At 46.6% G+C, this 26,782-nt stretch carries 26 protein-coding genes; 6 read left to right on the forward strand and 20 right to left on the reverse strand.

Features of this window, described 5'->3' with window-relative positions; all coding sequences use genetic code 11:
* Positions 1-98: 98 nt before the first annotated feature.
* A complete protein-coding gene (locus ABXS70_RS12375) occupies positions 99-1,139 on the reverse strand; it encodes an NAD(P)-dependent alcohol dehydrogenase (RefSeq protein ID WP_366296087.1) in 1,041 nt (346 codons plus the stop codon).
* Positions 1,140-1,346: 207 nt separating this feature from the next.
* On the opposite strand from ABXS70_RS12375, the gene ABXS70_RS12380 reads away from it, so the two are divergent.
* Positions 1,347-1,802, forward strand: a complete 456-nt coding sequence (locus ABXS70_RS12380; protein ID WP_366296088.1) for a MerR family transcriptional regulator — start codon at positions 1,347-1,349, stop codon at positions 1,800-1,802.
* Positions 1,803-1,904: 102 nt separating this feature from the next.
* On the opposite strand, the gene ABXS70_RS12385 is transcribed toward ABXS70_RS12380, so the two are convergent.
* Positions 1,905-2,945 (reverse strand): ABC transporter substrate-binding protein, encoded by a 1,041-nt coding sequence (locus ABXS70_RS12385; RefSeq protein ID WP_342555957.1) that lies wholly within the window; start codon positions 2,943-2,945, stop codon positions 1,905-1,907.
* Between the two features lie 299 nt (positions 2,946-3,244).
* Here ABXS70_RS12385 and ABXS70_RS12390 point away from each other — a divergent pair, with 299 nt between their 5' ends.
* On the forward strand, positions 3,245-4,057 hold the full coding sequence (locus tag ABXS70_RS12390; RefSeq protein WP_366296090.1) for an undecaprenyl-diphosphate phosphatase: 813 nt from the start codon (positions 3,245-3,247) through the stop codon (positions 4,055-4,057).
* Between the two features lie 75 nt (positions 4,058-4,132).
* Here the strand turns inward: ABXS70_RS12390 and ABXS70_RS12395 are convergent, their stop codons facing one another.
* On the reverse strand, positions 4,133-4,822 hold the full coding sequence (locus tag ABXS70_RS12395; RefSeq protein ID WP_342555955.1) for a hypothetical protein: 690 nt from the start codon (positions 4,820-4,822) through the stop codon (positions 4,133-4,135).
* A gap of 285 nt (positions 4,823-5,107) precedes the next feature.
* Between ABXS70_RS12395 and metE the strand changes: the two genes are divergently transcribed.
* On the forward strand, positions 5,108-7,405 hold the full coding sequence (gene metE, locus ABXS70_RS12400) for a 5-methyltetrahydropteroyltriglutamate--homocysteine S-methyltransferase (RefSeq protein ID WP_366296092.1): 2,298 nt from the start codon (positions 5,108-5,110) through the stop codon (positions 7,403-7,405).
* A gap of 110 nt (positions 7,406-7,515) precedes the next feature.
* Here the strand turns inward: metE and ABXS70_RS12405 are convergent, their stop codons facing one another.
* The 7 genes from ABXS70_RS12405 to ABXS70_RS12435 all read right to left on the reverse strand — a co-directional run bounded on the left by ABXS70_RS12405 (position 7,516) and on the right by ABXS70_RS12435 (position 12,962).
* Positions 7,516-8,094 (reverse strand): redoxin domain-containing protein, encoded by a 579-nt coding sequence (locus ABXS70_RS12405; protein WP_366296094.1) that lies wholly within the window; start codon positions 8,092-8,094, stop codon positions 7,516-7,518.
* Positions 8,095-8,104: 10 nt separating this feature from the next.
* Positions 8,105-8,821 (reverse strand): ABC transporter ATP-binding protein, encoded by a 717-nt coding sequence (locus ABXS70_RS12410; protein WP_366296096.1) that lies wholly within the window; start codon positions 8,819-8,821, stop codon positions 8,105-8,107.
* The gene (locus tag ABXS70_RS12415) at positions 8,814-9,635 is read right to left on the reverse strand and encodes an ABC transporter permease (protein ID WP_366296098.1); all 822 of its coding nucleotides are present in this window, start codon (positions 9,633-9,635) and stop codon (positions 8,814-8,816) included. Before ABXS70_RS12415 ends, ABXS70_RS12410 begins: the two co-directional genes overlap by 8 nt.
* A gap of 24 nt (positions 9,636-9,659) precedes the next feature.
* Positions 9,660-10,247, reverse strand: coding sequence for a nitrous oxide reductase accessory protein NosL (locus ABXS70_RS12420; RefSeq protein WP_342555950.1), 588 nt, complete (start codon positions 10,245-10,247; stop codon positions 9,660-9,662).
* Complete coding sequence (locus tag ABXS70_RS12425; RefSeq protein ID WP_342555949.1) at positions 10,244-11,686, reverse strand: NosD domain-containing protein; 1,443 nt, start codon at positions 11,684-11,686, stop codon at positions 10,244-10,246. The genes ABXS70_RS12420 and ABXS70_RS12425 overlap by 4 nt, the downstream gene beginning before the upstream one ends.
* Before the next feature lie 233 nt (positions 11,687-11,919).
* Positions 11,920-12,597 carry a bacillithiol biosynthesis deacetylase BshB2 gene (gene bshB2 / locus ABXS70_RS12430; protein WP_342555948.1) on the reverse strand — a complete coding sequence of 226 codons (678 nt, stop codon included), beginning with the start codon at positions 12,595-12,597 and terminating at the stop codon, positions 11,920-11,922.
* A 20-nt stretch (positions 12,598-12,617) separates the two neighbouring features.
* A complete protein-coding gene (locus tag ABXS70_RS12435) occupies positions 12,618-12,962 on the reverse strand; it encodes a YojF family protein (RefSeq protein ID WP_366296101.1) in 345 nt (114 codons plus the stop codon).
* A 219-nt stretch (positions 12,963-13,181) separates the two neighbouring features.
* Between ABXS70_RS12435 and ABXS70_RS12440 the strand changes: the two genes are divergently transcribed.
* Positions 13,182-13,952, forward strand: a complete 771-nt coding sequence (locus ABXS70_RS12440; RefSeq protein ID WP_366296103.1) for a DUF817 domain-containing protein — start codon at positions 13,182-13,184, stop codon at positions 13,950-13,952.
* 40 nt (positions 13,953-13,992) lie between these two features.
* Here the strand turns inward: ABXS70_RS12440 and ABXS70_RS12445 are convergent, their stop codons facing one another.
* The 8 genes from ABXS70_RS12445 to ABXS70_RS12480 all read right to left on the reverse strand — a co-directional run bounded on the left by ABXS70_RS12445 (position 13,993) and on the right by ABXS70_RS12480 (position 22,938).
* Positions 13,993-14,715 carry a hypothetical protein gene (locus tag ABXS70_RS12445; protein ID WP_366296105.1) on the reverse strand — a complete coding sequence of 241 codons (723 nt, stop codon included), beginning with the start codon at positions 14,713-14,715 and terminating at the stop codon, positions 13,993-13,995.
* A 227-nt stretch (positions 14,716-14,942) separates the two neighbouring features.
* On the reverse strand, positions 14,943-15,836 hold the full coding sequence (gene murB, locus ABXS70_RS12450) for a UDP-N-acetylmuramate dehydrogenase (protein WP_342555944.1): 894 nt from the start codon (positions 15,834-15,836) through the stop codon (positions 14,943-14,945).
* 303 nt (positions 15,837-16,139) lie between these two features.
* Complete coding sequence (locus ABXS70_RS12455) at positions 16,140-17,129, reverse strand: SDR family NAD(P)-dependent oxidoreductase (protein ID WP_366296107.1); 990 nt, start codon at positions 17,127-17,129, stop codon at positions 16,140-16,142.
* Positions 17,130-17,381: 252 nt separating this feature from the next.
* Positions 17,382-19,433, reverse strand: coding sequence for a serine hydrolase domain-containing protein (locus ABXS70_RS12460; RefSeq protein WP_342555942.1), 2,052 nt, complete (start codon positions 19,431-19,433; stop codon positions 17,382-17,384).
* A 111-nt stretch (positions 19,434-19,544) separates the two neighbouring features.
* Positions 19,545-20,843 carry a GHKL domain-containing protein gene (locus tag ABXS70_RS12465; RefSeq protein WP_366296109.1) on the reverse strand — a complete coding sequence of 433 codons (1,299 nt, stop codon included), beginning with the start codon at positions 20,841-20,843 and terminating at the stop codon, positions 19,545-19,547.
* Position 20,844: 1 nt separating this feature from the next.
* Positions 20,845-21,585, reverse strand: coding sequence for a LytTR family DNA-binding domain-containing protein (locus ABXS70_RS12470; protein ID WP_366296111.1), 741 nt, complete (start codon positions 21,583-21,585; stop codon positions 20,845-20,847).
* Positions 21,586-21,853: 268 nt separating this feature from the next.
* Positions 21,854-22,459: an alpha/beta fold hydrolase gene (locus tag ABXS70_RS12475; protein WP_366296113.1), complete on the reverse strand. Its 606-nt coding sequence runs from the start codon at positions 22,457-22,459 to the stop codon at positions 21,854-21,856.
* A gap of 170 nt (positions 22,460-22,629) precedes the next feature.
* Positions 22,630-22,938, reverse strand: coding sequence for a hypothetical protein (locus tag ABXS70_RS12480; RefSeq protein WP_366296115.1), 309 nt, complete (start codon positions 22,936-22,938; stop codon positions 22,630-22,632).
* 204 nt (positions 22,939-23,142) lie between these two features.
* On the opposite strand from ABXS70_RS12480, the gene ABXS70_RS12485 reads away from it, so the two are divergent.
* On the forward strand, positions 23,143-23,568 hold the full coding sequence (locus ABXS70_RS12485; RefSeq protein WP_342555937.1) for a hypothetical protein: 426 nt from the start codon (positions 23,143-23,145) through the stop codon (positions 23,566-23,568).
* An 89-nt stretch (positions 23,569-23,657) separates the two neighbouring features.
* Here ABXS70_RS12485 and ABXS70_RS12490 read toward each other — a convergent pair whose 3' ends face one another.
* Together ABXS70_RS12490 and ABXS70_RS12495 are read right to left on the reverse strand one after the other, a co-directional pair.
* Positions 23,658-24,881, reverse strand: coding sequence for a sialidase family protein (locus ABXS70_RS12490; RefSeq protein ID WP_342556324.1), 1,224 nt, complete (start codon positions 24,879-24,881; stop codon positions 23,658-23,660).
* A gap of 29 nt (positions 24,882-24,910) precedes the next feature.
* Positions 24,911-25,279 carry a hypothetical protein gene (locus ABXS70_RS12495; protein WP_342555936.1) on the reverse strand — a complete coding sequence of 123 codons (369 nt, stop codon included), beginning with the start codon at positions 25,277-25,279 and terminating at the stop codon, positions 24,911-24,913.
* A gap of 163 nt (positions 25,280-25,442) precedes the next feature.
* On the opposite strand from ABXS70_RS12495, the gene ABXS70_RS12500 reads away from it, so the two are divergent.
* Positions 25,443-26,723, forward strand: coding sequence for a stalk domain-containing protein (locus tag ABXS70_RS12500; protein ID WP_366296117.1), 1,281 nt, complete (start codon positions 25,443-25,445; stop codon positions 26,721-26,723).
* Positions 26,724-26,782 lie beyond the last annotated feature (59 nt).

Genomic DNA, 26,782 nt, shown 5'->3' on the forward strand with positions numbered 1-26,782 from the left:
AAAAGCATACAGGAAAAAAAGCCCCTCTCTCCGTCATGGAAATAGGGGCTTTCAGCTGCTGTTTTAACTATTGAACGCCTGAATAACGTTTTCCCTTCTTATATCGTGCTGGTATCAATAACAAACCGATACTTCACATCTGACGCAAGCACCCGTTTGTATGCTTCATCAATCTGATCGGCCGAGATGACTTCAATGCTGGGTGCAATCTCATGCTTCGCACAGAAATCAAGCATTTCCTGTGTCTCCCGAATCCCGCCAATCATTGAACCGGCGAATGAACGGCGATGACCGATCAGCGAGAACACATTTACGGCGAGCGGCTCTGGTGGAGCCCCTACATTGACAAGTGTACCGTCCAGTGTGAGCAGCGAGAAATAGGCATTGATGTCGATGCTGGCACTGACCGTATTAATGATCAGGTCGAATGTTCCTGCCAGTTTCTCAAACGTTTCCGGTTCACTCGTTGCATAGTAGTGGTCTGCACCAAACTGTAAGCCGTCCTGCTTTTTACTGAGAGTTTGAGAAAGTACCGTCACTTCGGCTCCCATGGCATGTGCAATTTTAACCGCCATATGACCGAGGCCGCCCATACCTACCACAGCAACCTTCTTACCCGGACCAGCGCCCCAATGATGCAGTGGAGAATAGGTGGTAATTCCGGCACACAGCAGCGGTGCCGCTGCATCCAGCTCGATATTATCGGGGATTCGCACGACAAAATTCTCGGTTACCACGATATGTGTGGAATAACCACCTTGGGTTGGCTCACCGTATTTGTCTACTCCTGCATACGTTGGAATGTTACCCTTCAGGCAGTACTGCTCTTCTCCTTTACGGCAATTCTCACATTCACCGCAAGAGTCGACCATACATCCAACACCTACACGATCGCCTACTTTATATTTTGTTACACCACTACCAACTTCGGTTACAATACCGGCAATTTCGTGGCCCGGTACGAGTGGATAATTGACTAGACCCCACTCCCCATGAGCAGTATGAATATCCGAGTGGCAGATGCCGGCAAATTTAATCTCAATCAATACATCCGTGGTGTCCAGATCACGGCGGTTAATCTCTGCGGAACGAAAGGCTTGATCGGGTCCGTCCACGGCTCTAGCTTTAGCTGTAATCAATGTAATAACCTCCTCATGATTTTGGATACCACTTGATCTTAAGCCCTATAGTTAACTCTAAGTCAAATGTTTTAGCCCACTTTCTTAAAAAGTTCATGTTTTGACAGCGATCCTGACCGCATGATAGAATTCACTGCGCTGTAGAATTCATACCTATAACGGTTGTTTATTACAATCTGATCTCGAAGTGAAAGGAACATCTGAGCCATGACCTATTCGATTGGTGAAGTCGCCAAAAAATTGAACCTGACCGTATATACACTGCGCTACTATGACAAAGAAGGTCTGATGCCTTTCGTCGAACGTAATTCGACCGGAACAAGGCAGTTCAAAGACTCGGATATCGATTTTCTAAAGATTATTCAGTGTCTGAAGGCAACCGGAATGCCAATTAAGGATATCAGAGACTTCATTGCCTGGTGCTCCGAAGGTGACGCAACACTGAAACAAAGATACGACATGTTTACTGAGCGCAAAGCCAGCGTTGAAGCAAAGATGGAGGAACTCCGGAGAACGATGGAGGTTATCGAACATAAGCGCAGCTATTATCAGCAGGCCATTGAAGCCGGAACGGAAAACATTCATAAATTCGCATTGGCTCCTAACGCTGAGCACGCGGTAAGCTCCCAGAACAAGAGAAAGGACTCATCATCTGTCTGTTGATGATCCCGTTCCACGCAAAGAGGCTCCACCATAGACAGTGAGAGCCTCTTCCCTTTTTTCAATGATCTATATTTCTATCATCGAAGTCTGCTTTCAGAAAAACTACTTGGATGCCGAAAGCAAGCTATCCGTAATGAATTTAAGCTGTCCTTCCAGCGATACAGGATCATTATAGGTGTCAGACGATGGATCTAGCTGAAACACATGATTGGCTTTGACTGCCGGAAGGTTCTTCCATAGTGTATTCTCGTATACCTTTTTGGAATCACTCGTATCCCCGGACCACGGGCTGGTAAAAATAATGTCCCCTGCATAGTCCGGCAGCACTTCAACCGAAATGGAAGCCCAGCCTGTTCCGCTGTCAATTGCTTCTGCCTGAGCCTTGGCTGGGGCTTTTAGTCCAAACTCGCCATAAATAATCTCTCCCCCGCGGCCATAGTTATGACCGAAGACATACAACCCTTTATCATACGGATTCAGGATCGATACGGTACGATTACCTACAGCTGCTTCTACCTTTGGTTTCAATTCGTTAATCTGAGTTTCCCACTTGCTTATCCAGGCTTTAGCTGCATCTTCTCTGTTTGTAAGTTTACCCATCTCCAGCATCAAGTCTTTGTAATTGCGCTTACCATACTCGATCTGAACCACAGGTGCAATCTGTGACAGCTTGTCGATGCCTTCTGTACCAGTGTACACAATAATCAGATCCGGTTTAAGAGCCAGCAGCTGCTCTGGTGTTGGCGGCTGATCACCTAAATCTGCTGTTCCTTGTGCAGCAAGCTGCTCTTTGATGTATTTGTTGTTCATTGCACCTGCAGCTGCCCCCACCACTGGAGCATCCAGTGCGACAAAGTATCCCGTAGAGAAGGCCGTCAGATCCACAATCCGTTTAGGATCTTTCGGCACTTTCACTTCACCGGCATCAGACTGGAATGAAACCATCTCATCTTCTGCACCTGCTCCTGTGTCTGTCGTACCATCTGAATTGTTACTGGTTTTGCTTCCCGCATCGGATGATACAGTAGTCTTCCCCGCCCCATCTTTAGCTGTATTTGAAGCAGACTGACCACATGCACTCAAGATCAGCATGAAAACAAGCGCCATCATGATCCATATTGAACTTCTTTTTGTACTACGCAAAAATAACCCCACCTTTAATGTATTGGATTCTATAAATCAAATGATATTGATAATCGTTATCAACGATATCACGACTCTAGCCTTTTGACAATACAAGTTTAATATATTCATTCCAAACTTCGTCTATTAAGTGAGAAAAGAGAATATACATCCCATTTCCACTGACAATTTCATTCCAAACTTGCCATCTGGTAAGTTAAAAGGCTATCATCATTAGAGTGGATAGAGAGATTTAACAAAGAGAATGATTTTAGAACATGATTTTTGAGAATGTAGAGAAATGTTTCAAGGAGGACAAGATGGATCAGATTATACTGTGGTTAAAGTACTTTTTTTTGGGTATTGTTCAAGGGGCAACGGAGCCGATTCCGGTCTCCTCCAGCGGCCATTTAATTATTGCCCAGCGGCTAATGGGACTGAAGCAAAATGGCCTTTCATTTGAAATTTTGACGAACACCGCCTCATTAATTTCCATTGTTTTTATTTTTCGGAAAGACATCATGAAGCTGATTACCGGTGGATGGGGTTACTTAACAACTCGTAAACCGGAATATCGGGCTGACTTTATGTTTTGCTTATATATCGTCATCGGTACGATTCCAGCTGCCGTTGCTGCTGTGCTGTTCAAGGATCAGATTGAGAGCATCTTCTCATCTGTTTATACGGTTGCGGTGGCCCTGTTAATTACAGGTGTGGCGCTCTGGCTTATTCGTAATCTGCGCGGTCGCAAACAGGACGGTGATTTAAAAACAAAGGATGCCGTGCTGGTTGGACTCGCTCAGGCCGTTGCTCTTATTCCGGGCATCAGCCGTTCGGGTGCTACCGTCATTTCATCTATTGCAGTCGGCATGAAGCAGGAGACGGCGTTAAAGTTCTCCTTTATGCTCTACATCCCGATCAGTATCGGCGGTGTGATTCAGGGCGCTTCAGATATAGCGCATGATCCTAATCGTGCCCAGCTTGCTATTCCTTACCTGATTGCGTTTATCACCACACTGGTCGTTACCTATTTCTCGATGAGATGGTTTATGGGCATTATGGCCCGAGGCAATCTGAAGTATTTTTCTTATTACTGCTTTGCGGCAGGAACATTGTTACTTATCTTTTTATAAATACACAGCAAAGGGACAACCATGGCGGTTGTCCCTTTTATTCTATAACTTCAACGCCCCACATTGAAGATGGGATTATGACTTAGCATATTGCAAAATCGCGGCTGCCGCTTGGACTCGCAATTGTTCATCTTTGCTCTGCAGTGCTTCTTGAAGTACATCCAGTGCGGCCTCAATCATGGATTGCTCCACTCGTGGAGTTGTATGTTCATGTGTTAGCGTTTTGAATGATTCTGGTGCTGCGGGCTGAGTTTCTTGGTTTAATGCTGTCCCAATAGTCTCCGCTGCAGCGCTATTCCCCTTAAGAACCTGATCCAGCCTCGCCTGCGTTACAGGCAACCTGAATTGGGCAGCTCCGTTTGGTTCTTGAAGCAAATTTTGCATATGTTCATTAATATCCTCCAGCGGTACCCTACCAAGCCAGGTTACGCCCCTGCGGTGGCAAATGAAGTCGTCGCTGGTGCCAATGGAGTCGTCATAATAATAATCACCAAGGTCTCCGACATACATCCAATCCTCATCCTTCATAACGACATAGTCGCCGTCGTTCATTACGTCTGCAAACAGCTTAATCGTCTGCGCAGCTTCACTCCGCTCATCACCAGCAAGTCCATAGCGCTGCTCCAACAGCTCGTGCACCTGCTCCAACGATATCTGCTCCAGATCTCCCAGTGCTGACCACGGGATGCCCACATAGTTGTCTTCCAGAAAACTTTTCACTTTACTGACTCCACCTACAATCGACTGAACGTAAAACAGATTCACAGATGCCGCCTTCCCTTCCTTCTTGCCATAAGCCTAGTTAACCATTGGAACGCTCCTATGTCTACTTCCACAGCAGATTATCTTCTTTCAATGGTGGCATCTACTGCTTTAAATCACCTTCGCTATCAAACCTTCCCTTTTAACTTCCTTGTCCCCACTCCTCTATCTTTTAGTCCTCTCTTGTTATAGCACAAAGCTATAGCTGGATATAATTTAATGGAATTACTTAATAACCATGCTTCTGTGATACCTTGTTGTTAACACATTGCAGAGGGGTAATGGCAAATGACAAAAAGCAGCGTATTGGGGTATCCGCGGATCGGAGCCGATCGGGAATGGAAAAAAGCACTGGAGGCGTTCTGGTCAGGAAAATTAGAAGAGAATGAACTTCATGCGAAGTTGCAAGAGATTCGTTTAGACCACCTGCGCAAGCAGCAAGCCAAAGGTATCGACCTGATTCCGGTAAACGACTTCAGCTATTATGATCATATTCTGGACACAGCCGTGATGTTTGGTATTGTGCCAAAACGCTTCGCTTATAACGGAGGTACAGTACCTCTCTCCGTCTACTACGGCATCGCCCGAGGAACGAAAGATGCCGCCGCTAGTGAAATGACCAAATGGTTCAATACGAACTATCACTATATTGTACCTGAACTGAACGATGCTTCGCCGGTTTTAACCGAGAATAAACCGCTAATCGCCTATCTCGAGGCCAAAGAGAAACTCGGCATTGAGGGCAAACCGGTTATCGTTGGACCGCTGACCTTCCTGAAGCTCTCGAAAGGCTACAGTGCATCCGAAACGGACGCTTGGCTAGATCAGCTGCTTCCTCTCTACACTCAGGTACTGCAAGAACTTGCAGACGCTGGCGTACAGTGGGTACAGATTGATGAGCCGGTTCTTGTCACCAAATTGAATGACGCAGATATCCAGCGTCTGAACAGAATCTATGCAGCCTTTGCATCCGCTGTTCCGGGTTTGAATATTGTACTGCAAACGTACTTCGAATCTGTGGAAAACTATAAGCAGATCATCACATTACCGGTTCAAGGCATCGGCCTTGATTTCGTACATGGTCTTGAAGGTAATCTGCAATCCATTCAAACTCATGGTTTTCCGGCAGACAAAGTGCTTGGAGCAGGCATCATTGATGGTCGCGGCATCTGGAAAGCATCCCTTCAGGACAAGCTGACACTGCTGGGCACCCTGACTTCACTCGTTACCCCTGAAAGGTTAATTGTGCAGTCATCCTGCAGCCTGCTGCATGTGCCTGTGACAACCGAGCGGGAAGCAAAACTGGCTCCCGAGCTGAAAAACGCCCTTGCTTTTGCAGATGAAAAGCTGGATGAGATCGTTATTCTGACAAAAGCACTGTCACACAGTGATGCTGCCATTACCGCTAAAATTAACGAAGCGGAGCTGGAACTGCAGGCGCTGCAGCGTTCTGAAGATCGCAATCGCAAAGCGGTACACGAAGCTGTTGCTTCCATCCGTGTACAAGAGCCTAAACGCTCACGCCCATTTGCTGAGCGTCATGCTGCCCAACAGGAGAAATGGCAGCTGCCGCTCTTCCCGACTACAACGATCGGAAGCTTCCCGCAAACGTCTGAAGTACGGAAAGCACGCCAGCAATGGCGTAAAAACGAACTGAGCAATGAACAGTATGCTTCCTTTATCCGTGATCAGATTGACAGCTGGATTAACATCCAAGAAGAAATCGGCATTGACGTGTTGGTTCATGGTGAGTTCGAGCGTACCGACATGGTTGAGTTTTTCGGAGAGAAGCTCGCAGGGTTTGCCTTTACGCAATATGGCTGGGTGCAGTCCTATGGATCACGCTGCGTGAAACCGCCGGTTATTTTCGGGGATGTCGAATTTATAGGTGAAATGACGGTGGAGGAAACCAAATATGCACAGTCGAAAACAGATCGTCCTGTAAAAGGCATGCTGACCGGACCGATCACCATCATGAACTGGTCTTTTGTACGGGAAGATGTTGAACGGGAGACGATCGCTTATCAGCTGGCTTATGCACTTAGACAAGAGGTTGAAGCTCTTGAAAAAGCAGGCATCGGCATGATTCAAGTCGATGAACCTGCCGTTCGGGAAGGCCTGCCGCTTAAGGAGCATAAACAAGCTGATTATCTGGATTGGGCTGTCAAAGCATTCCGCATCTCGACATGCACCGTACAGGAAACAACCCAAATTCATACGCATATGTGCTATTGCGAATTCCACGATATGATTGATTCCATTGAAGCGATGGATGCAGACGTTATCTCGATCGAAACATCCCGCAGCCACGGTGAGCTGATTCACAGCTTCGAGGAGAATACCTATGAGCTCGGTATTGGACTTGGCGTATATGACATCCACAGCCCGCGTGTGCCAAGCGTGGAAGAAATGAGCAGCATGATCGACCGTGCGCTGCGTGTGCTTGATCCGAAACTGTTCTGGATCAATCCGGACTGCGGTTTGAAAACCCGTGGACAGGAAGAAACCGTTGCTTCCCTGAAAAATATGGTCGAGGCTGCACGGATTGCGCGAGCAAAGAATGCTGCGGCTCCGGTACTGAAATAACCTGGAGAATCACCTGTCATACATTAAGCAGAATTGTTTTAAAAAGCCGGAATCCTGGTATCATGCAGGATTCCGGCCTTTTTGTTCACTTTATTTTATAAGCGATCCCATCACATGCTCTCTTTCAGCCATTGCTGCAGGGGAATGTCCTCTGTCAGTTCACCGAGCAAAATATGGCGGAACTGCCCCGAGCGATCAATGACCATTGTGGCTGGCAGACCCGTAATACGATACAGACTCGATACCTTACCCGCTGCATCAATGATTACCGGGAAATCGAACTGATGGCTTTTCATAAACTCGTTGATGGTACCTTTGCTCTCCCCCACATTGACAAATAGTGTCTCTACGTTATTTGCGTTCTGCTGTGCTAAATCATGAACTAGCGGCATTTCTCTTACACAAGGTGTGCACCAGGAAGCCCAGAAGTTGATCATCACGGCTCGGCCCCGGTAATCGGATAACCGTACCTGCTCTCCTTTGGAATTCACCGCTGTAAAATCGGGAGCTTCGGCTCCTGTCCGGATGGGATTGCTGCGTTTCGACTCGGAATCGGACCAATTCGTCGTAACGGCCCATATGCCAGCGAACAAAGCTGCAATCATAGTCACAATCGTTAATATACGTCTGACTTGAAATCCACGCTTTTTCCTGATCATCGGCTCATTCTGCTGCGGTTTGTTTTCCATAACGTCACCTTCACTTTATTCCGAGACTCCTCTGATGAAAAGCAGCATGAAGCGAACCATACTGCTCCCGAATGGCATCCGCAGTACCTTCCCCGACATTCCGTCCCTGATTCATAAACAGCACCTGATCTGCGATGTCATTGGCCACTTCCAACTGATGTGTGGAGAACACGACCATGTGCCCTTCCTGCTTGATATCTCGCAGCAAATGCACAAACTCCTGCATCCAGAAGGGATCTAACCCATTGGTAGGCTCGTCCATAATCAGAAGCGCAGGCCTCGCAAGCATCGCCTGAGCAAACAGCACACGCTGCCGCATCCCTTTGGAGAAAGTCGTAACGCGTTTATGTTTTTGCTGGTCGAGTCCAACCATGACTAACACTTCCCGCACCCTCTCTCGAGGAAGTTTGCGCAGAGAAGCCCAAAATAATAAAGCTTCCTCGGCTGTCAGTCCTTGGCTGAATTGATAATCATCCGGCATATAACCGATCTGGTTCGCATACTGTTTTCGATCCTGTGACCAGCTCACGTTATTCACCATAATCTCCCCTGAGGTTGGCTTCAGAATGCCTGCAAGCATGCTCAGCAGGGTACTTTTGCCTGCACCGTTCCCGCCGCATACGGCGAGCACATGACCAGATCCCAGACGAAAGGTGATATCATCCACAATGGTTTGATTTTTAATTCGTTTGCCCAGTTCATTCACGCTTACTTCCGGTTTATGCACGAGAGCGCCCCCTTTCCCATATTCCATAAACCACGAGGATGGAGAGGCTTATCCATAACAGGCATATCCCGATAAATATGACGCTGCCGCTCGGCTGCTGCACCCAGGTCACCCATTGATAATACTCCGGTCCCAGGATAGAACCTCCGCCAAGCTTGATCACAACATACAGACGCACAAGTTCCGCCGGGTTCAGAAAGGTCAGTACGACAAGAAGCGGTTTGATCCACAGATAAGGCATGAGTCCTAATACCGCAAGTAATAATGCAGGCCAGCCAATAATGGCGAAGAACCAGATCGATACGGAAATCGTCAAAGCCTGCCAGCGATTGCGTGATAACGAGCCAACGAGCAGCGCTATACTTAGAAATAACAGGACAAGCCCGCAGGAAAAAGCCAGGAACAGAACATAGGTCAGCAGATCCACCGGATTGCCAAGCAGCCCGCTGATCAATCCCCTCAGTCCGTACCCAAAGGCCACAATCGTCAGCAGTACGGCTGCCAGTCCAACATATTTACCTGTAATGAAGGATAACGTACCTATGGGATAAGTCGATAGAAGCTGCCAGCTGCCGTCTTCCTTCTCAGAGGTCAAAGAGAATGAACCCAGGAACAGCGTCATCAGCGGTAAAAGATAAAGAATGAGATTCAGCATGGAACCCGTTGCACCCGAATAACCTTGAACCGGATTCTGTGCATTGAGGAGCAATAAACTTAGGCTGAATGTGCAAAAAAGAACTAAAAATGAATACGCCCAAGGATTGCGAAATCCCATTTTCAACTCTCTTCTGGCGATGTGTATCATATCAGACATTGGCTTCACCATTCCTTATCCGCATCAGTGGCTGCCTGATCCTTCTTCCGATTCCCCCTCTTGATGCATGCCCTCGCCCATATCATGATCCGAACCTTGATCCGCCTCATCTTGATCGTGGCCATGCCCATGTCCTTCCATATTCATGTTATCCATATTCTGAGTCCACTCATGAGAGGCAAGTTCATCTGCGTTCATCATTTTGCCTACTCCCTGCTCCGTCACGAATGCTTCAGCAGATGCCTTATCCTTGAAGTTCACTATGCCGTAGGCCATAGGTGTTCTCAGCGAAGAATCGTACACATAGGTTGCTTTGTTAAATTCGATCCATTCTTTATCGTTATAATCACGCACATAATCCATACCAATATTGTCGGTGCCATTTTCTTTTTTCCATTGGTTCATACAGCCGAGGTCATCGAATTTGAGCGTTTTACCGTCCTTCGTTATGAGCTGTGTGGCAAACGCATCATCCTTCACCTGCATGTTACAAACAGCACAGATATCCACGTCCTCGTTAATCGGCACCGCCGCATACTTTTGGCCGCAAGCCGTTAACATTACTGTACCTAACAGAAGTATCATCGCCAAAATCCATCGTTTATTCCTCATTTTCTCCATACCCCCATATAAATCATCGTACCTGCAGATAAACCGAGTAAAAGTACACCGATCATTGAAACCAGACTTGAACCGTTTGTCCCGGCTGATCCAGATGATGCAGGCTGCTCCTGCCCGAGATTCATCTGCGGTGATTCATCCGTTGTCCAGCTGCTCTTCCCTTCCGAATGCAGATCACTCAGAAAAACCATGCCTGGTGATTGAAAAAACAGCTGATATGCAGCGTTGCGGCTCACCAGTTGTTCATAAAACGGATTGATCGCATAGGAAATATCGCTTACACCATCCCGATTCAGATCCAGTCCCTGAAACGAATCCCAGTAGTTTTGCTTCAACCTGTTATCCTTACTGTCCACGGCAGAAGCATCAATGACGTTAGAAATAAAGCGATTATGCGTAAATTCATTTCCCTCTGCCAGCACCATCTGGATTCCAACGAAATTACGAAGCAATTCGTTATCAGCGATCTCGTTGTCCGAGGATTCGGCGATATTCATGCCCACACGGTTGCCTTCAACCGTATTGCTGTGAATCCTGGACTCATGCACGTCATATAACAACATACCTTGGGAATGAACATTCGTGCTTTGTTTGCGAAAGGTATTGCCGGATACTGTGGTCTTTTTGACCCCCATGATCATGGCACCTGTCATATTCTCTTCCCCCGTGTTATTCAACACTGACGATCCATCAATATACATACAGTGAATGCCGTACCTTGTCCGAATCATGCGGTTATCGTTCACCGCAGCATTGCGGCTGTTCTCCAGATAAATTCCGTCGAGTACTCCCTGAATTCTATTGCCTTCAATTCGGCTGTTATCGGAATTGTAGAGATCGATGCCATTGCCTTTCTGACTGCTGGAGGCGGTGCTGGCTCCTGCCCACTCAACCGTGTTACGACGAATCACTGCGGCGGCTGCTTCACGCAGGAGCAATCCGGCTCCTTTGGTGTGAATGGTAAGCCCCGATATTTCGTTATCCCTTCCTGTGACCTGCACGGCTGCACTTGGCTGGCTGCCGTTATGCTCAATTGTAAATCCGCTCAGCTTCACATTTTCGCTCTGGATCGATACTGCAGCTTGATCCTGCTCATTCACAATCGTCACTGACTTATCCCCAACCAATGTTAACGGCTGCGTAATCACAACAGGACCTGAGTAGCTTCCAGCTTCTAGATCAATGACCGCTCCAGCAGGCGCCTGGTCTATAATCGGCTGCAGCGGTACATTCTCCCGAATTCCAGCTGCGGCCCCGGCGGTATGAAGCGCAGTCAGCAGTCCCAGTATGAACGTAAACAAACCGACGAGCGCAAGCCAGATATTTTTTATTTGCTTGGTTTCACTACCATGTTGGTTGGGATTGCTCTCCCTCCCATGACTTACATTCAGAATGTGTACGCCCCCAATTCCTGTACATTTTTCGTCCATATTCTTTTCATTTCCCTCCTTTCCTGCTCTATGGCGTTACAGGAAAGCGTTATCCCAGTCCTTCACACAGTGTATCGAAAATGAACAATTTCCCATATAGCCCCATCAGGCTATAGCTTGATTGCTTTTGTGTCCAATTTGTGATTGAATCAAAAAAACCGCCAATTTGGCGGTTTTAAGAACACGCGTGCCGGGAACGGCAAACGGTGCGAAAATTCAGTATGTGAAAATCGTTATGCCAACGGATAGGTCCAGAACCGCTCACGGCCAAAACGAGACTGAAGCTCTTCATCGTTCAGTTTGCGATTACCAAGCAGCTCAGCTGCCTGGAACTGCGAACGATGAGCGCGAATGGAAGCCAGCTTTTGCTCCAAAAACTCGCTTACGTCTACGGTTACATCTGGCTTGCCAATATGCTGCTCATGATTATTAGAAAAAGCTACGCAGTGAACGACAGGACGCTCTTCCAGCGGAAGACGACTGACCGCTCTGATCACGGCAGCTCCAGTCGCATCATGATCAGGGTGTACGCTGAATCCAGGATAGAACGTAAAGACCAGTGAAGGCTTAATCTCTTCCAGAAGAGCCATAATGCTGCCATCCAGCAATTGAGGATCTTCAAACTCTACCATTTTATCATGAAAACCCAGCATCCTTAGATCCTGAATACCTATTGCACTAGCTGCTTCAATAAGCTCTTCTTTGCGGATCGATGGCAGGGTCACACGGTTTGCAAATGGCGGAATACCCATGTTGCGTCCCATCTCACCCAAGGTCAGACAAGCATATGTAACATGTGCTCCACCATTAATGTATTTGGCTAACGTGCCTGATACCGAGAATGCTTCGTCGTCCGGATGGGGATAAACCACCAGGATGCGCTGATGCTCATCATGTGCATTCTTTGTCATATGTTGTTCCTCCACTTCCATTAGAACTTCTCCCGGCTCAGCTCGAGCGCAACAACCAGTTTGCCTTGGCTGTCATGGCCGGCCATAATCAGTCTTTCTTGTTCCTGCTCATCAATATGGGTAAGCCCTTCTGCATATACCCAGCCATCTGTCGTCTTCAGACCGACTCGGTATGGTCCTTCACCTGAAATGGAGCCTTGTGTATATCGAATGGCCGCATTGGTGATAAATGCCGAAGCCGGATGCCGTGAACTATCGTAATGTTGAGCATAAGCGCCCGTCGTCATTTCAAGATGCATATATATATCCTGATTGACAAGGCGATCGAGCCGAAGCTGGATATCTTGTGGTTGTATCAGTTGCATGACGGCCTCCCTGTTTCTTGTAAAGTGTGAACTCTATTTTAGCATATGCAAGAAAGAATATACATTCAAAGCTCTGCAGTGCGTCGAATGAGGGCAATAACAGGAACTTTCTTCGGCGATTTTTTCTCTTTTTCAATGTAGAGCTGATATATTACATTATATATCATACCGCATAATCAAACTTACTTATGAATCGTTGTCTTAAAGGAGATGCTCTCGATGAAACCGATCATCCAACTATTACACTTCGGCTATCACCAAGCCATGAGCTGCATCTTTCCTGTGGCCATATTTGGTACACTGGCTCTTTCAAGTGTCTTCCAATTCCCTTATATCTATCGTTATGATGCGATCCTGCTCATCCTGCTCGCCATCCAATGTATAATGCTGCGCAGCGGACTGGAGACATGGGACGAAATCAAGGTGATCTGCCTGTTTCACTTGATCGGTCTGATGTTGGAAATCTACAAAGTACATATGGGATCTTGGTCTTACCCTGAACCGGGATATACTAAAATACTTGGCGTCCCGCTCTACAGCGGATTTATGTATGCCAGTGTAGCGAGCTTCATGTGTCAAATCTGGCGCAGGCTGCGTATGGATATGACCGGCTGGCCTGGCATGGTTCCGTCTTTTCTGCTCGGCGGAGCCATCTATCTTAATTTTTTCACTCATCACTTTATTCCGGATTTTCGCTGGTGGCTGACAGCGCTCGTATTTATTGTCTTCTGGAAAACATGGATTATCTACCGGGTACGCTCTGCGACATACCGGATGCCGCTGTCCCTTGCCTTCATTATAGTCGGTTTCTTTATCTGGCTGGCGGAGAACATCGCCACCTTCTTTAATGGCTGGAAATATCCGGATCAGCATGACAGCTGGCAGCTCGTGAGCTTCAGCAAGATCAGTTCCTGGTTCTTGCTGGTCATTATCAGTGTGATTATCGTGGCTCAGCTCAAATATGTGAAAGCGAACCGCGCAGTGAAATAGCTTGGCGTTATCGAGTTGGGGCATACCGAGTATACACGGATCACATGGAGGCTGGTCTTTTTCCCAGCGTTAGTGATCCGGTATCACTCGCCATTTCAACTCGTTTCCTGCCCACCTGTTTACCTTCTTCATCATATACTTTGATTGTGTAGGGTGCATCCTCCGAGACCGGCAGCATCGCAAACCAGATATACTCTTCGATATCCACTTTAATCAGCTTGGCTTCCGCTGCATTGATAGAGCCATTCTGTTCTGTTTCAGCGATGACACGCTGGATTGCCGGGTGTTCAATCGTACCAAACACCATTGGAAACGGGGTCTTGATCTCCTCCAGCTTAGGCATGTTCATATAATACAAAGCAAACTCCGACGGATCAATTTCATCAGTTCCGTAACCTCCGCCCCATACCCATTTCCAGCCAAACCAATTTTTACGTACATACTCCAGCTGCAGATTACTGGATGTTTCACTGTTTGTTCGTTGTGTAAATAAGATCATTCCGCCATCAACAGGCTCTTGATGAACAATTTGGGTCGCCTCGGATGGGCCTCTGAACTGCTCAAGGGCTTCCTCAGGTGTGCTGGCGTTAGGAATACGTAATATGCTGTCCTGCATGCCTAATGCTTTCGACATCATGCGATCAGCAAGACCGCCAGGGCTTTCTTTTACATAGATATATGCAAAAAATGTTAAGACAGCGAGTGTTAAGAATATTACCGACATAGTCATAATCTTGAGCATGTTCCTTTTTTTCTTATGCATCTGTCGACTCCCCCTCTTGAAGATAGATGAACTGCATAAACGAAGTTCACAAACACATCTAATATTACCATAATTATGGTATTCGTTCTTTTGTTTCAGTAATTCGTTATTCCACTTCGATAATTCATCGCCAAAAAAGCCGCCATACGGCGGCTTCATCTTGTTTGCGGTGACTGGTCATGCTCTATGCATGCACCATGCTCCACTGTTATATATCCTATTCAACATTAATATTCTCCAAGGAATATTACTTCGGTTTCCAATTCAACCTGGAACGTGTCCCACACTTTTTTCTGAATAAACTGAATCAGGTCCTCGTAGTCTTTGGCTGTGGCATGGTCCACATTAACGATAAACCCTGCATGCTTCATGGAGATTTCAGCTCCTCCGATACGCGTGCCCTGCAGCTGACAGTCCTGAATCAGTTTACCGGCAAAATATCCTTCCGGACGTTTGAACACACTACCGCAAGAAGGGTATTCCAGCGGCTGTTTCGATTCTCTAAGGAAAGTTAGCTCCTTCATCTTGCTGGAGATCTGCTCCTTGTCACCGATGTTAAGCGTAAATTCGGCATCCAGAATAATATAATGATCCATCTTGAAGAGACTGTTGCGATAGCTCAGCTTCATCTCTTCACGAGGGATCACTGCAATGCTGCCATCACGCGTAATGACCGTTGCTTTTTCGATAACATCAGCGATCTGCCCGCCATAGGCACCGGCATTCATATATAGAGCGCCTCCCGTGCTGCCAGGGATGCCGCAGGCGAACTCCAGCCCGGTCAAACTGTAATCCAAAGCAGTTCTGGATACGTCAATAATATCGGAACCGCTCTGAGCCATGATGCGGGTACCATCAACCTTGATTTGGTCAAAACGACTGAGCGATATCGTTACCCCCCGGATGCCTCCATCTTTGATAATGACGTTAGAGCCTTTGCCAATGACAGTCAGCGGAAGCTGATGGCTGTTTGCAATTTCAACGACTTTGGTGATCTCCTCCACCGTGGTCGGATGAACGAGAATATCCGCTTTGCCTCCAATTTGAATAAACGTATGGTTTTTTAGCGGTTCATTAAATTTTACTTTTTCCTCAGGTATGTGGTTCTCAAAAATGTTCATGATTTTCTCTCCCTGCGTTCTTCAAAAAGAACATGATTCCTACATTGTAAATCGAAACACACTCCAATGACAATCTATCCTCATAATTCCCTCTATAGATCGATGAAATTCACCCTATACTCCATGATATTCGCCTGTTTGCCGAATAGGCACTCGGGTACAAGCCAAAATCAATCCATCAGCATATTTATACTCTGTTTAGAAGAGCAAAACGAAAAAACACTGCGGAGGCAGTGTCCGCAGCGCTGAATTTACATTGAGTATATTTTGCAATTTTCCCGATTCCATAAAATAAGTTTCAACTTACTCCCGCCCGCTTACCGGAATATCCGTGTTAGTCAGTTCGGCAGATAATGCCCATAGGCGCTCCGCCTGCTCTGCATCAATAGCGTAAGGTTTCACACCGTAAAATCCACCGTCTTCGGGAGCCATTTCACTGATGTTACAGTCTTCACAGTACACACCGCCGAAGCCTTCAAGCTTGGGAGATGCGGCAGCCCAGACTTGGGCTGCCGCACCCTGCTCAGGTGATTTGAATGCCGGATTCGCCACGCTGCCCGATTCATCAATCCATCCGAGAGTAACCATCTCCTCCTTGGGCATATGGCGCTGCAGCGGAGTCATAATTCCGCCCGGATGTACGGCAAACGCACGAACTCCATACGGCTTGCCAAGTCTGTCGAGTTCCACCGTAAACAAGCTGACCGCTGTTTTGGACTGACCGTAGGCGGGGAACTTCTCGTATCCCTGTTCAAAATGAATATCATGCCAGCGGATCGGTGAGAAATGATGCCCTGCCGAGGAAAGGGAAACGACACGAGCGCCGCCTTCGTGAACCAAAGCAGGCCATAACAGATTCGTGAGTGCAAAATGTCCAAGATGGTTTACAGCAAATTGGGCTTCCCATCCCGGACCGACACGAGTTTCTGGACAAGCCATAATGCCTGCATTCAAGATTAACATGTCGATACTGCGACCGGCTGCCAGAAAACGTGCAGCAAAGGCACGAATACTGGACAGATCAGCAAGGTCCAGCTCGTCCACTTCGACATGTTCAAGATCGGCCAAAGCTTCACGCGCTGCGTCTGGTCTGCGTGCAGTGACGACAACATGTGCTCCTGCACGAACCAGAGCACGCGTGGTCTCGAGTCCCAGACCGGAATAACCACCTGTCACGACAGCGAGACGCCCGGACAAATCTAATCCATGCAGGACCTCATCCGCCGTACTGTTCTTATCAAAACCTGAATCAATCCCATGCTGCTGCGTTCTTGTTTCATGATCAATGTTCATATGATTCAGCTCCTTCGTACTCTCACTGTAACTGCTTATACTATTAAGCCCTGATGGGACTCTTATAATCAGTCTACACCTTAGAGCAAACTCGAAGTCAAATCATTTCGGCTTGACCGGACCTTCCAATAAATATTTTTTCACAGCAGTCTGCCAGGTCCAGCGATAACTGATCTAAGTTTATTCAGATGCACAAAAAGCCGCCATGCGGCAGCCCTTTGCTTTGGAACGCTATACCCAAACCGTGTCTCTTTATTTTAGATGAATTTGAAAAATGTCACCAGCGCTGCCGCCAAACACGATAAACCCGTTCTTCGGAAGTTTGGTCGTCTGCTCGCCAGTTGCGATGGAGAAATGCAATACTTCACCTTTGTCACTATATACCGCATACCCTCCTTGCGCGGGAGAATCCACTGTGATCGTCTTTTCAGCCGATTTTCCGCCAACAGCATACCAGCGCGCTTGGCCACTCGCCGGGATGGTTGCAATTCCTGATTTTCCGCCAAATATAGGCTTGATATTCTTTTCAGAGATGTATTCCAGTCCGTTCTGGGTGAGAATTTCAGCCCCTTGTTTCTTCATCAATTGCAAATCAAAAGCGTCTCGGCCGTTCATAATCGGGATTTCGGCCACATTAACGGCATGATTCTCGTCTGTAATTTTCGTCCCGTTCACATAACCGTGCTCTGTGCTGACGTTAAAGTTTTTAATCAGCTGCGATGGAACCAGATAGAAAATGGATGTGATTTTTTCGTCCAGTGCAAAATAATTCACGCCGTTCCGTGCAGACCACTTCTCCTGGGTAACCGCATCCAGCTTGTTATGTTCCAGCTTCTGATAGTCATACGTGCTCATCCCCATCTGTCCAAGTCCCGGCAGGTTAAGATATCCTTGAACTTTCACATAGGTCTTGGCATTGCGTTCCTTCACAAAACTCACTTTCACGCTTCCGTCCTTGCTTGTGAAGTACCCGTCACCTGTATACACATAAGGTTGTTCAGCGATCAGTCCGCCCAGCATAGCTGGCAGTGTGAATACTCCATTCTGAATATCAATTTTTGTAACTGCACCAACGGTCCCATACAATCCGGAGTAATTTTTCATCTCAGCAGGCATCTTGGTCTGGACTGGTGCGGAGAAGGTGCGATCCGGTTTAATGCTGTCAATAATACCCTGCTCCTTCAATACCTCCAGCAATACTTTAGCGGCAAACATCTGGTCAAAAACGGAAGATCCGCCTGAAGATAACACTGCCATGGATATGTCGTGCTCCGGGATTGCGATCAACGAGGCGTGATACATCATGGTATCTCCGCCTTTGGTCAGTGCCTTGATCCCATATTCGCTGAACGGAGCAAGCTCTACGGCATCCCAGCCGAGTCCATAGTTAAATGAATTGATCTCATCAGTCACCCATATACCTTTGCGATACTCTGGACGCTGCATAGCCTGGACGGAAGCTTCCGACAGGATATCCGGATGATTGCCCATCAGCACTTCGGCAAATGCAGCTAACTCCTCGGAAGTGGAATAAATGCCGCCAGTACCGATAATATTCGCATTTTCAACAGGCATCTTCGGTTTAAACGTTGGCCAATAGGTCTCAGCTAACCTGTCTCTATCAAAAGAATCCATTGGCGTCTTCGTTGAATTCAGCTGCAGCGGCTTGCTGATGAATTGTTCCACATATTTGCTGTAACTTTGTCCGCTCATGCGTTCCACCAAAATCTCCAGCAGTTGAAACCCATCGTTACAATAAACGGAGTATTCACCAGGCTCAGACTTAAGACGTTCAGCCTGGAGTTTGATCAGCAGTTCATCATGATTGCGTGTGTCGTTATCATCAAACAGCATGCTGTTTCCGTACTGCGAACCATACAAGCCGGATGAATGATTCATTAACATGCGCGGCGTGATTTGCTTATAGCGGGGATCTGCCATTTTGAAATCGGTAATATATGTGGTAAGCGGCTGATCCAGATCAACCTTACCCTTATCCACGAGCATCATCACTGCAGATGTCACCACCATTTTGCTTACGGAGCCTATGCCGTACATGGTGTCTTTATCCACGGCTTTCTGGCTTGCTTTGTCGTGGAATCCTGCACCGTCCGATATAACCACTTTTCCTTTGTCCATAACGGCATACTGCACACTCGTAACACCATAATTTTGAACCAGCATTTCAGCTAATTGTTTGGCTTTTCCTTCGATCGTCTGCTTCTCATTCGCCTGGGCTTTAACATCTGTTACAGGCATAATAACAAGCATGAGGGCACATAGAACGGTGATTATTCTTTTCATTCAGACTTCCTCCTTGTGATGGATATACATGAATGCATTCATCATATCCGGTAAAGGCGCTGCCTGCGGTAAAGAACCCTGAGTGGAAAAAAACAACCCCTGAACGACAGTTCAGACGTTGTCTGTATTGAATGGAAGAACAACCATGTTATTAAACGAGCCCTGTCCCTGCTCAATCGTCATATGTCCTCCATATTTGCTGCAGATCCTCGATATGTTGGTTAGACCAAAGCCATGAAATTCCGAATCCGACTTATCACTCCTCAAGCCCGGTGCGGGTTGTACTGCGTGATTCATAACCTGAATTACCAGAGCTGAAGCTGTAGAATGGATAGATATTAACATATAGCGATCTTCGGCAATTCGCACTTTCTTGGATGCTTCAACAGCATTGTCCAGGATGTTTCCAAGCACAACACACAGGTCGTATCGTTCAATGCCTACATGCTGGGAATGGAGCTGAATGCGCGTATCGACTCGAATTCCGTTTGCCTGTCCAACAGCCAGTGTATTGGTAACCAAAGCATCAATAACCAGATTACCACTATTCACGCGTTGGTAAGCATGCTCGATGGTGTTCAAGGTAACGTGCATATGCTCTGTTGCTGCTGCCAATTCATTACGCTGCACACATTCTTCAATATATAGAAACTGCTGATTGATATCGTGAATAATGCTTTTAATACTCTTGAAACTGTGTACGGTCTTCTCATAATTGGCATCCTGATAATCCATCTGCCGCTGCAGTTGTTCATTCTCGTGCGCAAGCTGGGCTTTCTCTACGATATTATCGAATACATAGACAATGAATACATTGAGAAAGAGCGAGCCCAACACTGAAAAAATGTAATAAATATTTTTCTCGCTGTAGATCGAAATGACATTAATCTGGTACACCGTAATCGCCGTTACGATTAGAAACAACAAATATGACCGATAATGCACCGCAAAGCTCATGCGTTTGGCAATCAGATGAACAATGGGAATAACAATAAACATGATACTGCATCCGAGCAGTAGAACTTTGGAGAACAGCCATATAGCTTCCGTGCCATAGACAGCCTCTTTCAGGTAATCAATGCCGTCAATCACGCTGAAAACATAAATTGAAATGACATTCACCGTGGTCAGCAGTGCTGCATACATCACCGTAAACATGATCTTCAATTTTAATTCTGCCCGGTAGGATTGCGCCAAAGTAAAGATAAAGATCAATGCTATTACAGTCGAAAAAACAGAAGGTAATCGCACAGCCAAATAAAAGAAATCCAGCAGCATAAACACAGTGAAATAGATCGTTCTGCGAGGTTTGCGCCGGGACTTCCCCAGTACAGAATCAAAATAATAATTCGCTTGAAAGGTCATGAGCAGCGTCAACAAAAGGACGGGCACCAGATGCAGGAAGTTCATCTTACTGCACCCTCATAATCATATATTTGGTGTACGTATCCTTAACTTCTTTGATTTTGGAACGACCTATGGGTAATGAGGTCCCATCCAGCATCGTGACTTGTGTACCCGTGAACTTGTGTACATGCATCAGATTGATCAGGACGGATCGGTGAATCTGCATAAAACCGTGCTCTTTCAGCGCTCGAGCGTAGGCCGATATAATACCTTTTGTTTCATAAGAGTTATCATGAGTGATCACCTTTAGCTTATTTTTAACCGTAAGGCTTTTGATGACCTCAATCCATAAAATATCTTCATATTTCAGCATCAAATCATCGTAATCCGATTTAATTACCATATACTTTTTATCCATAGCTTGAAAATACTGATGGAGCTTGATCAGCTTCTCTTCCAGGATGCTTGTCTGGATCGGCTTAATCAAATATTGAAACGTCATGACATCAAAACTTTGAACCATATACTCGGGATAACTAGTTAGAAACATGATCTGTACATCCAAGATCTTTAATTTTCTGATTTCATTGGCCGTCTGTATCCCATTTAACCCACCCATCTCTACATCCAGAATGATGAGGTGAAACGCCTCTCTCTGATCCTCATAGTGTGCCAAAAGTTGTTCTCCTGAACTGAACATGGTGATCTGAAACTCGATATTGGTTTTGAGCGAGAACGAAGTCAGCATATGCCTTACCAATTCTCGCTGCTGCTCGTCGTCATCACATATCGCTGCATGATACATCCCATCCCGCCTTTCCTGCGCGCAAGCCTTTATTTATTTTTCTAATATACTATCTTATCAAGTAAAGCTGTATAGAAATGGGTTGAAATGCTCTTACAGCGCCTTGAAATGCATCCAAATCTGTTATCCTATCCACTGGATGTTTTGAATGGACCCAACTTTCTGGAAATGTGAAGACCGATTGATACTGATTCAAGCATCTCCTGTAATTCAAAAAAACGACTGACCAAGAATGGTCAGTCGTTTCATAAGTGTAGATTCTCTACAGCTATTCTATTAGTGCCGCTTTGATCAACGCATTTACTCTGGAGTTAAACAGCAGCCCAATATGCGTTACCAGATTAACAGAAATATTGTTTGCCCCGTCTAAACGGGACAAAACCGGTGAGACAATGGTATCACTTGTTGAATAGATCGAAGTAACTGTAACGCCGCTCGGCGCTCTGCTTGTTGTCAAGCGATTAGCCCCACCCAGCGTAATGAGCTTATCTACTTTGTCAGCGCCTCCACGGTTCAATATGTAATACAGGCTGTTCGCACCGCCCATACTGTGTGCGACGATATGGACTTTGGAATGACCCGTTTGGCGAAGTACATCATCCACAAAGCGACTGATCGCTGCGGAATTCAACAGTTGATTCCCTGCCTTGCTTGGAAGATCGATGGCGAACAACTCTTCCCTTGACCATCCCTCACCGCGCAGATATCTCTCAATGGCCAAAAAATTGCTGTCCGAACCTGTTAATCCATGAACAAATACGATTGGAGTGCGTGCCGTTGCAGCAGAAGCCTTCATATTCTGCCCAATGCCAGGTAAAGTAAAAGCAAGGATCATACTCATGAAAACCATCAGCAGCAGCCTAGACTTTCTCAAATCAAATCATCCTCCTGTAAAATGAGATATCCATATTCTACAAGGTATAATTTGGAAATAAAATGGAGCTTTAGTCTCATTTTCCCAGAAGAATCATTTGGAGTAATTATTATTATTGTGACAGTCTAAATCGATTCCGCCTTCTTTTCTTCATGCCTTCTGAAGGCTGCCTATCCCTCCACGATATCGCCATGCAGGTGAGAAGCTGCTTCCATCATCACTGGAACGATGGCCTCATTTGAAATCGCAGCGTATAACTCTCCCATATATAAACGAAACGGAAATTGCTGTCCTTCATGCTCCCACATAAAGAAATCTCCTTGAATGGTCATCGTACTCTCCGCTCTAACGATATGAAGTTCCGTGGAATACGTAAAATCTGGTCTGGATGCAAAATAAGCTTTGCATTCCTCTAATGAAATGCTCTGTTCGGGGTTATTCTCCTGCATGGATCTGGTAATTTTGAAGCGCTGATTCATTTTTCAAACCTCCAACATCGATTGTTTAGTACTCTTCATGCTGCGACAACATATTTTCTCATTCCATCCCCCTCATGTCAAAGGACTGAAACTCAACCTGCTCTCTGATGCAGTCTCTTAATTTTTTCTGTGCTAAGCGCTCGTCCATGCGAACCAGTGAATGTTGAATATAGTATCCTATCTGATCGCTTAGGAGGGATTTATATGACCAAGCTTCTTGATGCAAGGGTATCGCTGAATGCCGCTCTGTTCAATTCCATTGCTATCCCTATTCCAGTCATTAATACACCTCAATTATTTGCTCAGATCGGGTTAATCACTGCGGGTGCAGGCCCTAATCCGAGAGTGTCTTTGAAAGGCACAATTACGGTGCAGCTTCCACTGGCTCTTTTCCAAGTCAGAATTACGATTGTAAGAGGTACACTCCCGACTGATCCACTCGTTTATTCCGCCAACCATACTTATGGTCTGGGCGGATTGCTTGTACCGGAAGTCATCATGTTTTCTGCCAATGATTATAATCCGCCTGTAACTCCGCAGATAACCTATACTGCATTTATCACCACCAATCTGCTGGGTACCGTCCGGGTCGGTCCTGAAAGTTTCGACGGATTTATCGTTTCGGATTAAACAAATGCGTACACGGCCTAATCCCCATACCTGTGACCCGTACTTTGAACAAGAACAGGTATGGGGTTAGTTCGTTAGTAGGGATGATGTTAATTCCCGAAATAAACATCCAGCTTGCCCGTCGGTGGCGTGGTTGCCATCCATACCGCAGCCAGATTATCCGGAGCATATGTAGCGGCTGTAATGTAATCGCCAATGAGAACGGTCGGCACTGGAGATATACCGTTAGGATTGAAGGACGTCGTTGTTAGACGCCGGTTGCTGAAGCTCGCCCCTCCATCAAAGGACTCTGCAGCGAATACATCCAACAGAAACCCGTCAATTCGATTGCTGTAATAGATTACCCGAATCGTTCCCGCGAATGGAGAAACGGTGATGGCCGGAAAAAAGTTCTGCGTACCTGGCGGTGCTGCCGTAATGCTTATCGGATCAGACCACAGAAGCCCATCGGGAGATTCACACAGAAGTACGTCGGTATACCCAGCGCGAGCGTCATTCCACACCGCATACAAAGTTCCGCTGTTTGGACCAATGGATATATCGGCAGCCAAACTCAGATTGGTCTGCACTCGGAAATTATAATTAGGCACAGGCAGAGGTGATGGCGAAGGCACAACGGAGCTAATAAAGGTGGACTGTCGTTCGATCGGCGGCTGATAATTGATTCCTCCATCGTAAGATATACGCAGTAATGCTGAAGGGCTGGCTGGTCCTGTAATGATATAACCCGCATAGACCTCGCCAGAGAAACCAACCGCCAAGGCTGCGCGATCATGGATACCTCGGGGATTCGATTGTCGATCGGGGGGTTCCCACGTGATTCCTTGATCTACAGATCTTTGAGTGAAAATAGCAGAAGAAGTTGTAGCAAGCGGGGTATAGCCTACATACGCATGACCCCGATATGGACTGCCAGGGGAGCGGTCTACAGCAATGAAAGGTTCATCATTATGCACGATGGTTCCAAACCCCAGCTGCACAATGACCGGAGGCTGAAACGTAGCCCCATCATCGAAGGAAGTATAGCTCACAATCGTTCCGTCATTGATTCCGTTAAATGCATGGACTGTAACGATAAATGTACTTGGAAACGTATAGTCGATGGTAGGAGCTTCCGCTCCTGAATAGCCTGCGGGTTGAGGAAGAACAGTAGTTGACCAGCTATTCCCCCCGTCGATAGAACGATAAAAACCTGTTAATGTTGGTCCAGTGCTTGTATCCACAGCAACAACACACATGATATTCGGATTTAAAATATTGACTGCGATAGAAGGTTCGAATTGATTGCCACCCAAAGCACCGGTAATATTCACAACGACCAAACGACTTCACCTCTATTCTTTTATGGAATGTTTGTGAAACGGTCTATTAATGTCATCTCTGATTGAAGAACTCGCTGTATAATCTGGCCTGTAGAATCCACGCCATAAACATGAATCACGGTACTGGTCGCACTGAAATAATCACTCTGCACCTCGAAAAATGCAGCATTAACCAGTGGATAGATGAGCGTTCTCGTGGCTTGCGGTAAAATCTCAAATAAATCATGACCTATTGGAACTCGAGTCAATTGGGTTGTATCCCACCTGAAAACCTCCAACTCTACACTGACAGGAGCATTGAGCGAATCGTTAATGCAGGTGACAATAAGCTGCGTAGATTGTGTCGGACCCGAAGTCGGGTTGTAAATAAAACCGGTGGAGTTCGGCAAAAAGACACACTCCTTTCGCACAATATACTCCACTATATTTAAGATTAAGCTTGTGTTATGCCTACTCTCTGCTTTCTCGTATTGGAACAATATGAAAATTTTGTTATGATAGATTTGCTTTATTTTGAATGATAGATTACTAGATTTCTGGAGGTAACTTACGATGTTCATACAGCGTACTGGAAAAATCGCGGCAGCGGCCGTCATGGCATTGTCCATGATGAGCAGCATGCCTGCAGCCCAAACAAGCAGTCTATATGCAGCGCCTGCCATCTCCGTGCAGTTGGATCATGTTCCCCTAAAGTTTGATGCAGAACCGCGAATCGATCAGGGCGTCACCTATGTTCCCTTCCGTACCGTCGGAGAAGCACTTGGCATTGATATCAGCTGGAACAGCAAGACACAGACCGTAACCGCAGTTCATACGTCCATGGGAAAAACAACGAAAGTAACGCTTCAGGTGGGGAGTACAACAGCGACTGTCAATGGTGCCAAAGTAAAGCTTGCTGCGGCTCCGGTACAGCGGGAAGGACGTGTGCTCATTCCTCTCAGTTCGTTCAGCAGCCAGTTTGGTGTACGCACCGGATGGGATCAAAACTCCAAGACGGTCTCCATGGTGTCACCACAACGGGAGATGCATCTCCGTGCATTCTATGCGGTAAAAGCCTATCACGAGATTGATCTGCTGCCCTCGATGAATTCCGTTGCTTTTGGCTGGAGCCGTATTGATCGGGACGGTCGATTCACGCTTGAAGGAAAAGAATACCAGGTTCCAGCTGCCGCTGGTGAAGTAACGCCCAAATCCATCGTGGCTGACGCGGCCAGTCAGCACATCCAGCCCAGTCTGATGGTGTATGCTCTGGATGGCAATGGCGAATTAACCAAAGTGCTTAGTGACGGCAGTTTACGACAACAATCCATAGAGGGGATTAAAGCGGCCGTTCAGGATTACGGTTTTGGCGGTGTGGTGCTTGACTTTGAAGGACTCGGTTTCAAACTGGATGCGGCACAGCAGCAGCTGCTGCTGAATCAGTATGTGAAACAGCTTCGGGAATCACTGCCTCAACAGATTCAAATCTCACTAGCGGTTCCTCCGCTCAACAGCGCATACAAAGGATATGATTACAAAACACTTTCTTCCATAGCGGACGATCTTATTATTATGGCCTACCAGTATAATCCGGCAGGAACGAAAGCGCAGAATGCCGAACCAAACAGCTTGGTTGATCAGGCTGTTCAGCTTGCGCTGCAGACAGGTGCACCCAAAGAGAAATTACTGCTTGGCATCAGCATAAATAGTGAGACCCCTGCATCAGTCGGGGACAAGCTCGGACTTGCTAAACGATACGATCTGAAGGGAGCAGCCTTCTGGCGGCTGGGTCTGTTCCGTACGTACACCAACGAAATGGAGTCCGCTGTACGTGCATCGGTAGTGAAGGAATAAGAGGCAGGTTCATCTCTGTTCGCTTTTTCTGAGTCTTGAATATGTATGCGGCAGGTGAA

Source organism: Paenibacillus sp. AN1007 (genome assembly GCF_040702995.1).
Taxonomy (GTDB): Bacteria; Bacillota; Bacilli; order Paenibacillales; family Paenibacillaceae; genus Paenibacillus.